The following is an 11,899-nucleotide window of genomic DNA, read 5'->3' as shown; positions in this document are numbered from 1 at the left end:
CCTACAGAGGGATCTTGCAGGGTCAAGCGGCCAGTTCACGCATCCGCTGAAGCACCGCATTCAAGCCATTACTGCGCGACTGGGACAACTGTCGCCCCAGCCCAAGCTGATTGAACCAGTCCGCCAGATCCACCTGCTGCAACTCTGCCGCGGACAGTCCATTGACCCGCGCCAGCAGCAACGCCACCAACCCCCGAATCAGCCGTGCATCACTGTTGGCGCGGAACTGCCAATGCCCGTCCCGTAATTCGCCGACCAACCACACCTGGCTTTCGCAGCCATGCACGCGGTTGGCCTCGATCATATCCTCATCGCTCAACGCCGGCAGGCGCTCGCCCCATTGCATCAACAGACGTGCCCGTTGTTCCCAGCCCGGTAAATTCTGAAAGGCTTGCAACGCGGTCACGGCTTCAGCAGGCAGGTTCATCGCAGCAACTCCAGCGCCTGATCCAGCGCCGCAAAGAATCGATCCAGGTCTTCGGAATCGTTATACAGCGCCAACGACACCCGAATCGCCCCGGCCAGTTCAAGGCTCTTGAGCAACGGCATGGCGCAGTGATGACCGGCGCGCACGGCGATGCCTTGTTCGGTTAGCAGGTGAGCCACATCCGAGTTATGCACACCCTCGACGGTAAAGCTGGCCAAGGCCAGTTGCGGTTTGCCCAACAAGCGAATGCCGGTGCGTGACATCAGGCCCTTGAGCAAATAGTCATGCAGTGCCGCTTCGTGGGCGGACACGACGTCCTGATCCAGACCGGCAAGGTAATCCAGCGTCGCCCCAAGTCCGATGACACTGGCAATGGGGGGCGTGCCGGCTTCGAAGCCCAATGGCGCCGGGCGAAAGCGCGCGTCGTGGTAATTGGCGTCCAGCACCATTTCGCCACCGAACTGCCAAGGGCGTAAGTGTTCAAGCGCTTCATTACGTGCGAACAGCACACCCAAACCATCCGGGCCGTAGAGTTTGTGGCTGGAAAACACGTAGAAGTCGCAACCCAGCGCCTGCACGTCGTGGCGTCCATGAACCACACCTTGAGCGCCATCGATCACCGTCAGGGCATTGCGCGCCTTGGCCAGCCGCAACAGTTCGGGCAGCGGCTGCCAGGCGCCGATCACGTTGGACAACTGACTGACGGCCAACAGGCGTGTGCGGGGGCCGATCAGGGCGGTGGCGGCCTCAAGGTCGATCACGCCGTCGGCATCCAGCGGCAGGATCACCAGTTTCAGGTCGCGACGCTTCGCCAGTTGCTGCCAGGGCAGCAGGTTGGCGTGATGTTCCAGGGCGCTGATGACAATCTCATCGCCTGGATTGAAAAGTGGTTCCAGGCCATAGGCCAGGAGGTTCAGCGCAGAGGTTGCGCCGTGGGTAAAAATGATTTGCCCGCTGTCGCCGGCGTTGAGCCATTGCGCGACTTTGCGACGGCTGTCCTCGAACGCCTGGGTGGCATGGGCGCCGGGCAAGTGTTGCGCGCGATGCACGTTGGCCGCACCGTTGGCGTAGTAATACGCCAGGGCATCGAGCAGGGCTTGGGGTTTTTGCGTGGTGGCGGCGTTGTCCAGATAGGTCTGGTCTTGCCGTTGCAGGGCGGCGATGGCCGGAAAATCGGCGCGCCAGGGAGAGAGAATCATCATGCTTTCGAGCCCTATCGAACATGGGCGGGGGGGCGCTTGACCCATGTAGGAGCGAGCTTGCTCGCGAAGAACTTGAACGATAACCCGCGCTATCTGATTAACCGCGGTGCCCATACGCTTTTCGCGAGCAAGCTCGCTCCTACAAGATGATCGTGCAACGCCTTAGTTATGAGCGTGCAGCGCTTCGTTCAGTTCGATGGCCGATTTGTGGGTTTTGCATTCCACGGCACCGGTTTCCGAATTGCGACGGAACAACAGGTCAGTCTGGCCGGCCAGTTCACGGGCCTTGACCACTTTGACCAGTTGGTTCTTCTCGTCCAGCAGCGCCACTTTGGTGCCAGCGGTCACGTACAGGCCCGATTCAACGGTGTTGCGGTCGCCCAACGGGATGCCGATACCGGCGTTGGCGCCAATCAGGCAGCCTTCGCCAACCTTGATCACGATGTTGCCGCCACCCGACAGGGTACCCATGGTCGAGCAACCGCCGCCCAGGTCCGAACCCTTGCCGACGAATACGCCAGCAGATACGCGGCCTTCAATCATGCCCGGGCCTTCGGTGCCAGCGTTGAAGTTGATGAAACCTTCGTGCATCACGGTGGTGCCTTCGCCCACGTAGGCGCCCAGACGCAGACGCGCCGCGTCAGCGATACGCACACCGGCCGGAACCACGTAGTCGGTCATTTTCGGGAACTTGTCCACCGAGAACACTTCCAGCAACTCGCCACGCAGGCGCGCTTCCAGTTGGTGTTCAGCCAGTTCAGACAGGTCGATCGCGCCCTGGCTGGTCCAGGCCACGTTCGGCAGCAACGGGAAGATGCCGGCCAGGTTCAGGCCATGCGGCTTGACCAGGCGGTGGGACAGCAGATGCAGCTTGAGGTAAGCCTCAGGCGTGGAGGACAGTTGCGCGTCTTCGGCCAGAATGGTTGCGACCAGCGGCTTGTGGCTCTCGGCCAGGCGGGTCAGCAGGGCAGCCTGGGCAGCGTCAACACCTTTAACCACTTCAGCCAGTTGCGCGGCTTGAGCGTTGGTGAAAGTGATGGCCTGATTGCCTTCGGTGTAACCCAGAATCGGCGCAATGGCCGCGACCAGATCAGCCGACGGGTTGAGCAATGGCTGTGCGTAGAACACTTCCAGCCAGGCGCCTTGACGGTTTTGAGTGCCGACACCAAAGGCCAGGCTGAACGGAGAATTGGACATGTTGATACCTCTAACAAATTGAAACGGGCTGCTTACTTGAGCGCGGCCGCGTAGATATCTGGCTTGAAGCCAATCAGGGTTCGGTCACCGAGATCGAGCACCGGGCGCTTGATCATCGAAGGTTGTGCGAGCATCAGTTCGATGGCTTTCGACTGGTCGAGATCGGCTTTGCGTTCGTCGTCGAGCTTGCGAAAGGTCGTGCCTGCACGGTTCAACACCACTTCCCAGCCGTGCTCGTTGCACCATTGGGTCAGGTATTCACGGTCGATACCGACCGCTTTGTAATCATGGAAGTCATAGCTGACAGCGTGTTCATCGAGCCAGGTGCGCGCCTTTTTCATGGTGTCGCAGGCTTTGATGCCGAAAAGGTGCAACGTTTTGCTTGAAACGGTCAAGGAATCGCCCCCTTTACAGGTGCTGAAGAAAAAAGGTGACGGATTATGCCATGACCGGACGGTTTCGCGGCGGCTATGGTCAAAAACGACCCTGTAGGGGCGAGCTTGCTCGCGATGGACGACAGGACGCCGCGGGGTGTCAGGTTGCCAGCGTTATCGTTGACCTCCATCGCGAGCAAGCTCGCTCCTACAGGGGGCGGGGTGCGACATAGGTGCAAGGGTCGTTCGCAGTCTAAGCGTCTAATATGGCACTTCAACGCTGTCGATTGTCCGGGAACCACGCTTTATGCAGACCGCTTACACCGTCCTGATCCTGTTGATGCTGGTCGGCGTCTCACGCCTGATCGGACGGGTAGTCCCGCTGCCGTTGCCGTTGGTTCAAATCGGCGCCGGGGCCTTGCTCGCATGGCCGACCCTTGGTCTGCACGTGGCACTGGACCCTGAATTGTTTCTTTTTCTGTTTCTGCCGCCACTGTTGTTTTCCGATGGCTGGCGCATGCCAAAACGTGAATTCTGGCGCTTGCGCGGACCGATCCTGACGCTGGCGGTAGGGTTGGTGCTGTTCACCGTGGTCGGTGCCGGATATTTCATTCACTGGTTGTTGCCGAGTATTCCGCTGCCAGTCGCCTTCGCCCTGGCTGCAGTGTTGTCGCCGACCGACGCCGTGGCGGTTTCCGCTATCACCCAGAATCGTCTGCCCACGCCTCTGATGCACATGCTGCAGGGGGAGGCGTTGATGAACGATGCCTCGGGCCTTGTAACGTTCAAGTTCGCCCTGGCAGCGGCGGTGACCGGCGTATTTTCACTGGCCAACGCCAGTGTGACCTTTGTTCTGGTGGCGGTGGGTGGCCTGGCTCTCGGTGTTGCGTTGAGCTGGCTGGTCGGGCGTTTGCGCTCGTGGATGATTGCCCGTGGCTGGGATGACCCGGCCACCCACGTCGTCTTTATGTTGCTGCTGCCGTTTGCCGCATACGTGCTGGCCGAGCGCGTGGGCGCATCGGGCATTCTGTCGGCGGTGGCGGCGGGGATGATGCAGAGCTGGCTTGACCTGCTGCCGCGCCAGACCAATACCCGACTGCTCAACCGCAGCGTCTGGTCGCTGTTGGAGTTCGCCTTCAATGGGCTGATCTTCCTGCTGCTGGGGTTGCAGCTTCCCGACATCATCAAAGCGGTGGCCAGCCATGAAGATTCGCTGTGGCCGACATTGCTTTATCGCGGCTTCGACGTGGTGGCGATTTTCCTGGTGTTGCTGGTGTTGCGGTTTGTCTGGGTGCAAAGCATCTGGCGTCTGTCGATTTTTGTGCGGCGCTGGCGTGGCAAGGAAGCGATTACCCGAGTGCCGAGCGCGCGTTCCTGTTGGTTGCTGACGGTGGGCGGTGTGCGCGGTGCAGTGACTCTGGCGGGTGTGATGTCAGTGCCGATACTGATGGGTGCCAGTGCATTTCCCGAGCGCGACTTGCTTATCTTCATTGCTGCCGGGGTGATTCTGCTGTCGTTGATTGCTGCATGTATCGTTTTGCCGTTGCTGCTGCGCGGCATCGAGAAAAGTCCGGACGACAAGCGCCGCAATGAAGTGCGAGACGCCTGGCGCAAGACGGCTGAGGCGGCGATACATGCGCTGGAAACAGAAGAGCTCAATCCGCAGGATGCCACTCAGGCGGCGCTTGCGGTTGAGCTCAAGGCGCGGATCATGTCCGAGTACCGGTATCAACTGGAGGTGTTCAACGACTCCGCCGAAGCTCAGGCATTGGCATTTCAGATGGATTTGCTGGAGCGACGGTTACGTTTGAAGGCACTACGGGCGCAGCGCCTGGAACTGTATAGCCTGAGTCGTCATCACCAGATTGGTGATGACGTGTTGCGTGAAGTGTTGGGGGAATTAGATTTGAGTGAAGCGAAGTTGGGGCAAGTGAAATAACTTTGTATATCCGGTGAGCTGGCGTTACGGATAGATCCTGCGCATCATCGCGATGTCGCCATCACTGATCTGCATGTTGGCGGGTTGATGCCAGTTACCCACGGTAAGTTCGTTGTTAACTTCGTAATGCATTATGGAAAGTCGATCGTAGGGGGTATAAATTTGATCGGGGTTACGCTCGCGAGGGAATACATTGGCGTCGACTTCAGCTTTTGAGAGGTTGGCGGATGCAGCAAAATGAAAATATGCTTTTTCCCTGTCCCACGGTATTCCTGCGTCCGGATGTTGATGTTCATGATTTAAACCAAGTGCATGACCAAATTCATGTATCACCATACTTTCGTAATGGGGGGAGTCAAATTTAGTCCCCAGCATCATCGATGGCGCATGAGGATTGCCGATGAGAGAGTCGGTACCTAAATATGAGATCCCTCCAGCAGCGTATTTAGGGTGGAAGTCAACTCGAATGTCGCCCAGACGTTCTTCGCTTGCGAAAATGTCCTGTTCATCCATCTCGATGAATTCGAATTTCAGATTAACGTAGGGAAGCCATTTGCTCGCGGCGTTTTGTACGACGTCAAAAGATTGTTCGTCAAATTTGAAAACAAGGATTTTTAAGGTTTTTCCTGGCTGCCAGTACTTGGTGTGCTCCCCTATGCCGCGTTTTTTTCGCCCGCCGCTATTGCTGGTGTAATTACTGGGTCGCTCAGAGATTGCGGTATTGTAAGAAGTCACAGGGTCGGATGGCGTTAGGAGTTTGCAGTAATTAAGTTGATGCATGTTTTTATGCCGTTTGATTGTGGGTGAGCCCTCAAGGTATTTACGGACAGTGTGGTTGTATAGCTTATAAGTTGTGCGCTGTGTTTCGAATCATTGATTGAAACTTGCTAAGTTACGAAACTTGAAAAGCCTGCACCGCATTGCGCGGTGCAGGCTGTGGATTATTGGTTATTGCGAGATTTTATAAAGTCGCGAATCCGCTCGGCAGCTTCAACACACTCAGCCAACGGCGCAACCAACGCCATGCGTATCCGCCCGGCACCCGGATTTACGCCCTCGACATCGCGCGAAAGGTAGGAGCCCGGCACCACGGTCACATGCTCCTGTTCGAACAGGTCCCGGCAGAAGGCTGCGTCGTCACCGGCCACATTCGGCCACAGGTAGAAACTGCCATCCGGGCGCTGTACGTCCAGTACCGGGCTGAGGATTTCCAGTACGGCGTCGAACTTTTCGCGATACAGCGCACGGTTGGCCCGCACGTGCACTTCGTCGTTCCAGGCAGCAACGCTGGCCAGTTGCGTCTGAACCGGCATCGCGCAGCCGTGGTAGGTGCGATAGAGCAGGAAACCTTTGAGGACATCCGCATCACCGGCCACAAAGCCCGAACGCAAGCCTGGCAGATTCGAACGCTTGGACAGGCTGTGGAACACCACGCAACGCTTGAAATCCTTGCGGCCCAGTTCCGCACAGGCGCTGAGCAGGCCTGGTGGAGGGGTTTGTTCGTCGAAGTACAGCTCGCTGTAGCACTCGTCTGCGGCAATCACGAAGTCGTACTCGTCTGCCAGTGCAATCAGTTTTTTCAGGGTGTCGAGCGGAATCAGGGCGCCGGTCGGGTTGCCTGGCGAGCACAGGAACAGGATCTGGCAACGTTTCCAGATGTCCGGCGAAACAGCGTCGAAATCCGGGTTGAAGCCGTTTTCGTCCAGGCAGGGCAGGTAGTGCGGCTTGGCCCCGGCGAGAAAGGCCGCGCCTTCGTAGATCTGGTAGAACGGGTTCGGGCTGACGACCAAGGCCTCGTCGCTACGGTTGACCACTGTCTGGGTAAAGGCGAACAGCGCTTCACGGGTACCGTTGACCGGTAGCACGTTGCGCGCCGGGTCGATCCAGCCAGTGGGCACGTTGAAGCGGCGCTCGCACCAGGCGGCGATCGACTCACGCAGCTCCGCGATACCGAGGGTGGTCGGATACACCGCCATCTTTTCCAGATTGCTGGCCAGGGCTTCGGCAACGAAGGTGGGCGAGCGGTGTTTCGGCTCGCCGATGGACAGCGCGATTGGACGCTTGTCCGGGTTGGGGGTGACGCTGCCAAGCAGGACGCGGAGTTTCTCGAACGGGTAGGGCTGCAATTGGGACAAAGCGTTGTTCATCGATAAATCTCGTTCGGTGTGGGGCGGCGCGCCCTCTGTAGGCCGTTGTTAAGTCAGATGCTGATGCGCGACAGTTTGATATCGGGTTCCTGATTGACGCTCAACTGCTCGACGATTGCATCTTGTAACCGGCTGCACAGCAATGGGTCGGACAGGGGGTGATTATTGGCGTCGGTGATGAAGAATACGTCTTCCACGCGCTCGCCGAGGGTGGCGATCTTGGCGTTCTGCAGCGACAGGTCGAACTCCAGGAAAATCGTGCCGATACGCGCCAGCAGTCCCGGGCGGTCGGGAGCGGTCAGTTCCAGCACGGTCACCGGACGCTGGGCGTCGTTGTGGATCGTCACCTGCGGTGCAAAGGCGAAATGCTTGAGCTGGCGCGGCACACGACGCTGGATGATGGTCGGGTAATCGTCCGGGTTGCGCAGGGCTTCGGTCAGGCCGTCGCGGATCTGTTTGACCCGCACCGGGTTATCACCGATCGAGTCGCCGTCGGTGTCGAGCACGATGTAGGTGTCGAGGGTGAATTGGCTGCTGGAGGTGATGACCCGGGCGTCGTGGATGTTCAGGTTGAGCTGGTCCATCGCGGCCACGGTCACCGCAAAGAAGTCGTGCTGGTCCGGTGCGTAGATGAAGATCTGCGTGCCACCTTCGAATTCGCGCTGTGTGGTTTCCTTGATCAGCACCAGTGGTCCGCCGTCGACCGGTTGCTGGAGGATCGCATCACTGTGCCAGGCGACATCGCCGGCAGTGTGACGCAGGAAGTAGTCGTCGCCCAATTGTGCCCACAGCTGCTCGACATCGTCCGGGTCGGTGCCGCCGCGTACCAGAATGTCCAGGGCTGCACTCTGGGTCTGGCGGATCTGTTCTTCGCGGTCCACCGGGTTTTCCAGACCGCGGCGCAAGGCACGCTTGGTCTCGGTGTAGAGCTGGCGCAGCAGGCTGGCACGCCAGGAATTCCATAGCGTCGGGTTGGTTGCGTTGATGTCGGAGACGGTCAGCACGTACAGGTAGTTGAGGCGGGTTTCGTCGCCCACCGCCTGGGCGAAGTCGTGGATCACCTGCGGGTCGGACAGGTCCTTGCGCTGGGCAGTGGTCGACATCACTAGATGGTTTTGTACCAGCCAGACGATCAGGCGACTGTCCCACACCGGCAGCTGATGACGCTGGCAGAAGGCCTGCGCGTCTACTGCACCGACCTCCGAGTGGTCGCCATGCCGTCCCTTGCCGATATCGTGGTACAGGCCGGCCAGATAGATCAGCTCGGGCTTGGGCAGTTTGCCCATGAGTTTGCTGGCCAGCGGGAATTTTTCCGACACCTGGGTGTACTGCAACTTACGCAGATGTTTGATCAGGTTCAGGGTGTGGGCGTCGACCGTATAGATGTGAAAAAGGTCGTGCTGCATCTGGCCGACAATGAAGCCGAACTCCGGCAAATAACGCCCGAGGATGCCGTATCGGTTCATCCGTCGCAGGTTGCGATGAATGCCGAACTTGCATTTGAACAGTTCGATAAACAGGCTGGTATTACGAATGTCATTGCGAAAATCGTCGTCGATCAGATGGCGATTCTCGCGCAGCAGGCGAATGGTGTCGGCGCGCACACCTTTGATTTCCGGCTGCTGAGCCATTAGCACGAATATTTCGAGCATCGCGAACGGCGTGCGGCGGAAGACGTTGTCGCTGCGCGCCTCGATGTAACCATCGTGCAGCTGAAATCGCGAGTTGATGGGTTGTGGTGGCGCTTCGTCCTCCGGCGCGAGGATGACTTCTTCGAAGTGCTGGATGATCAGGTCGCTGAGCTGGGCAATGCTCATCACCACGCGGAAATACTGTTGCATGAAGTTTTCGACGGCTTGCTTGGCGTCGTCACCTTCAAACCCCAATATTCCGGCAATGGTGCGCTGATGGTCGAACAACAATCGGTCTTCGGCGCGTCCGGCGAGCATGTGCAGGGCGTAACGTACTTTCCAAAGGAATTCCTGTGACGACGCCAGCAGGGCGTTTTCGCTTTCGACCAGGAAGCCTTCACCGGCCAGTGCCCGCAGGTTCAGGGTGCCGTACTCGCGACGGGCTACCCACAGAATTGTCTGGATGTCCCGAAGTCCGCCCGGCGAGCCTTTGACGTTGGGTTCCAGGTTGTATTCGGTGTCGAAGTATTTGTGGTGGCGGGCCTTCTGCTCGGCACGCTTGGCCAGGAAGAAGTCCTTGCTTGGCCACATGTGCGCGGTGCTGGTGACATCCAGCATACGCTGACGCAGATGCTCGGGGCCGGTAATGGTCCGGCTTTCCATCAGGTTGGTCACCACCGTCAGGTCGGCGCGGGCCTCGACGGCGCATTCCTCGACCGAGCGAACGCTCTGGCCTACTTCCAGGCCAATGTCCCACAACAGCGTCAGAAAACGCTCGATGGAATCGCGGAAAACTTCATGGTCAGCGCTGTCGAGCAGGATGAGCAAATCGATGTCGGAATAAGGGTGCAGTTCCCCGCGACCGTAGCCGCCGACCGCGACAAGCGCGATGTCGGCGTCTTCACTCCAGTTGAATTGCTCCCAGGCCTTTTGCAGGATGTTATCGACGAACCAGGCTCGATCTTCGATCAGGCGACGGATTTCCCGGCCATTGCGAAAGCGCGTATCGAGCACCTCGCGTGCCTGGCGGATCGCCTTTTTGAAAGCAGCGATGGGGCTTGCCTTCAGGGCCAGTTCAGCCTGGAACTGGCCACGGTCGAAGAGTTCGGGATCCACCTGCGGCATCGATTGGCTTTCCTTCTATAGGCGGGATGCGGTAACTGGATCAGGCCGAAACGCGGGGGATGGTGTCATCGCTGCGCAGGGTGAAGATCTCGTAGCCGGTTTCGGTCACCAGCAGGGTGTGCTCCCACTGTGCCGACAGCTTGCGGTCCTTGGTGATCGCGGTCCAGCCGTCGCCCAGTACCTTGGTGTCCGCCTTGCCCTGATTGATCATCGGCTCGATGGTAAAGGTCATGCCGGCCTTCAGTTCCATGCCGGTGCCAGCGCGGCCGTAGTGCAGGATCTGCGGCTCCTCGTGGAACACTTTGCCGATGCCGTGGCCGCAGAACTCGCGAACCACCGAGAAGCCATTTTTCTCGGCATGCTTCTGGATGATTTCGCCGATATCGCCCAGACGGCAGCCTGGCTTGACGATTTCAATGGCTTTGTACATGCATTCCTGGGTGACCTGGGACAGGCGCTCGGCCCAGACCGGCACCGTGCCGACGTGGAACATGCGGCTGGTATCACCGTGATAACCGTCCTTGATGACGGTGATATCGATGTTCAGCGTGTCACCATCCTTGAGCGGCTTGTCGTTCGGAATACCGTGGCAAACCACGTGGTTGATCGAAGTGCAGATCGACTTCGGATAACCCTTGTAGTTGAGGGGAGCAGGGATGGCTTTCTGCTCGTTGACGATATAGTCGTGGCAGATCTGGTTCAGTTGGTCGGTGGTCACGCCCGGTTTGACATGTTCGGCAATCATTTCTAGCACATCGGCGGCCAGTTTGCCGGCGATGCGCATTTTTGCGATGTCCTCGGGGGTCTTGAGGGTGACGGTCATACAGGCTCTCTCTGCGCTCGACGGCGCTTTTCAAACGGAATGGGCATTGCGCGATCGAATTTCGCAGCCCTGAAAAACGCGATTCTAACAGACGATCAGCGCAAATCCGCGCCTCTGTGCATCGCTTCCTTCTATTAGGATGGTGCATTCTGGGCGGATTCCAAGGGGAGAGCATCTTGATCACAGGGATTTCAGAATCCGGGTTCCGTTTTTTCCTGCCCTGTGATATAAAATGCGCCGCTTTCCGGGGATGTCCCCGAGAAGCTTAAATCCACACACGTGTCGACACGATGACCTGGGTGCCTTCAGCTGATGCTGCTGGTTGGTCATTGGGATACGTGGAGGCCAAACCCGACTTATTAAGGAACTATCATGTCCCAAGTCAACATGCGCGATATGCTGAAGGCCGGTGTGCACTTCGGTCACCAGACCCGTTACTGGAACCCGAAAATGGGTAAATACATTTTCGGCGCGCGTAACAAGATCCACATCATCAACCTTGAAAAAACCCTGCCAATGTTCAACGAAGCTCTGACTTTCGTAGAGCGTCTGGCCCAGGGCAAAAACAAGATTCTGTTCGTCGGCACCAAGCGTTCCGCTGGCAAGATCGTTGCTGAAGAAGCAGCACGTTGCGGTTCGCCGTACGTCGATCACCGCTGGTTGGGCGGCATGCTGACCAACTTCAAAACCATCCGTGCTTCCATCAAGCGTCTGCGTGACCTTGAAGTGCAAGCCGAAGACGGTACTTTCGCCAAGCTGACCAAGAAAGAAGCGCTGATGCGCTCCCGTGACCTGGAAAAGCTGGATCGTTCCCTGGGTGGTATCAAGGACATGGGCGGTCTGCCAGACGCTCTGTTCGTTATCGACGTTGATCACGAGCGCATCGCGATCACCGAAGCCAACAAGCTGGGCATCCCGGTTATCGGCGTAGTCGATACCAACAGCAGCCCGGAAGGCGTTGACTACATCATCCCAGGCAACGATGACGCAATCCGCGCTATCCAGCTGTACATGGGTTCGATGGCTGACGCTGT

10 protein-coding genes are annotated in these 11,899 nt (G+C 58.3%); 2 read left to right on the top strand and 8 right to left on the bottom strand.

Annotated elements, in window-relative coordinates; genetic code table 11:
* Positions 1-22: 22 nt before the first annotated feature.
* The 4 genes from ACRESJ_RS04770 to ACRESJ_RS04755 all read right to left on the bottom strand — a co-directional run bounded on the left by ACRESJ_RS04770 (position 23) and on the right by ACRESJ_RS04755 (position 3,221).
* Positions 23-427 (bottom strand): SufE family protein, encoded by a 405-nt coding sequence (locus ACRESJ_RS04770; protein ID WP_431756872.1) that lies wholly within the window; start codon positions 425-427, stop codon positions 23-25.
* Positions 424-1,629 (bottom strand): aminotransferase class V-fold PLP-dependent enzyme, encoded by a 1,206-nt coding sequence (locus ACRESJ_RS04765; protein WP_431756871.1) that lies wholly within the window; start codon positions 1,627-1,629, stop codon positions 424-426. Before ACRESJ_RS04765 ends, ACRESJ_RS04770 begins: the two co-directional genes overlap by 4 nt.
* A gap of 162 nt (positions 1,630-1,791) precedes the next feature.
* A complete protein-coding gene (gene dapD / locus ACRESJ_RS04760; protein ID WP_431756870.1) occupies positions 1,792-2,826 on the bottom strand; it encodes a 2,3,4,5-tetrahydropyridine-2,6-dicarboxylate N-succinyltransferase in 1,035 nt (344 codons plus the stop codon).
* Between the two features lie 32 nt (positions 2,827-2,858).
* Positions 2,859-3,221, bottom strand: coding sequence for an ArsC family reductase (locus tag ACRESJ_RS04755; RefSeq protein WP_431756869.1), 363 nt, complete (start codon positions 3,219-3,221; stop codon positions 2,859-2,861).
* A 286-nt stretch (positions 3,222-3,507) separates the two neighbouring features.
* On the opposite strand from ACRESJ_RS04755, the gene ACRESJ_RS04750 reads away from it, so the two are divergent.
* Positions 3,508-5,139, top strand: a complete 1,632-nt coding sequence (locus ACRESJ_RS04750) for a Na+/H+ antiporter (RefSeq protein WP_431756868.1) — start codon at positions 3,508-3,510, stop codon at positions 5,137-5,139.
* 24 nt (positions 5,140-5,163) lie between these two features.
* Here the strand turns inward: ACRESJ_RS04750 and ACRESJ_RS04745 are convergent, their stop codons facing one another.
* The 4 genes from ACRESJ_RS04745 to map all read right to left on the bottom strand — a co-directional run bounded on the left by ACRESJ_RS04745 (position 5,164) and on the right by map (position 10,865).
* Positions 5,164-5,919 (bottom strand): M12 family metallopeptidase, encoded by a 756-nt coding sequence (locus tag ACRESJ_RS04745; RefSeq protein WP_431756867.1) that lies wholly within the window; start codon positions 5,917-5,919, stop codon positions 5,164-5,166.
* Between the two features lie 161 nt (positions 5,920-6,080).
* The gene (gene dapC / locus ACRESJ_RS04740; RefSeq protein WP_431756866.1) at positions 6,081-7,286 is read right to left on the bottom strand and encodes a succinyldiaminopimelate transaminase; all 1,206 of its coding nucleotides are present in this window, start codon (positions 7,284-7,286) and stop codon (positions 6,081-6,083) included.
* Positions 7,287-7,339: 53 nt separating this feature from the next.
* Complete coding sequence (locus ACRESJ_RS04735) at positions 7,340-10,042, bottom strand: [protein-PII] uridylyltransferase (protein ID WP_431756865.1); 2,703 nt, start codon at positions 10,040-10,042, stop codon at positions 7,340-7,342.
* A gap of 40 nt (positions 10,043-10,082) precedes the next feature.
* Entirely contained in the window at positions 10,083-10,865 is a 783-nt protein-coding gene (map, locus tag ACRESJ_RS04730) for a type I methionyl aminopeptidase (protein ID WP_431756864.1), read from the bottom strand.
* Positions 10,866-11,237: 372 nt separating this feature from the next.
* On the opposite strand from map, the gene rpsB reads away from it, so the two are divergent.
* A partial coding sequence (rpsB, locus tag ACRESJ_RS04725; protein ID WP_431756863.1) for a 30S ribosomal protein S2 occupies positions 11,238-11,899 on the top strand: 662 nt, incomplete at its 3' end.

The sequence above is a fragment of the Pseudomonas sp. genome, from assembly GCF_050739655.1.
Classification (GTDB): domain Bacteria; phylum Pseudomonadota; class Gammaproteobacteria; order Pseudomonadales; family Pseudomonadaceae; genus Aquipseudomonas.
Note: the sequence above shows the minus strand (reverse complement) of the source record. Positions and strands in the feature narration are given on the sequence as shown.

What these genes read in the sequence shown, in the direction of transcription:
- ACRESJ_RS04770 (WP_431756872.1), bottom strand. Translation starts at nt 427, where the DNA reads ATGAACCTGCCTGCTGAAGCCGTGACCGCGTTGCAAGCCTTTCAGAAT.
- dapD (WP_431756870.1), bottom strand. Translation starts at nt 2,826, where the DNA reads ATGTCCAATTCTCCGTTCAGCCTGGCCTTTGGTGTCGGCACTCAAAAC.
- ACRESJ_RS04765 (WP_431756871.1), bottom strand. Translation starts at nt 1,629, where the DNA reads ATGATGATTCTCTCTCCCTGGCGCGCCGATTTTCCGGCCATCGCCGCC.
- ACRESJ_RS04735 (WP_431756865.1), bottom strand. Translation starts at nt 10,042, where the DNA reads ATGCCGCAGGTGGATCCCGAACTCTTCGACCGTGGCCAGTTCCAGGCT.
- dapC (WP_431756866.1), bottom strand. Translation starts at nt 7,286, where the DNA reads ATGAACAACGCTTTGTCCCAATTGCAGCCCTACCCGTTCGAGAAACTC.
- ACRESJ_RS04745 (WP_431756867.1), bottom strand. Translation starts at nt 5,919, where the DNA reads ATGCATCAACTTAATTACTGCAAACTCCTAACGCCATCCGACCCTGTG.
- ACRESJ_RS04750 (WP_431756868.1), top strand. Translation starts at nt 3,508, where the DNA reads ATGCAGACCGCTTACACCGTCCTGATCCTGTTGATGCTGGTCGGCGTC.
- map (WP_431756864.1), bottom strand. Translation starts at nt 10,865, where the DNA reads ATGACCGTCACCCTCAAGACCCCCGAGGACATCGCAAAAATGCGCATC.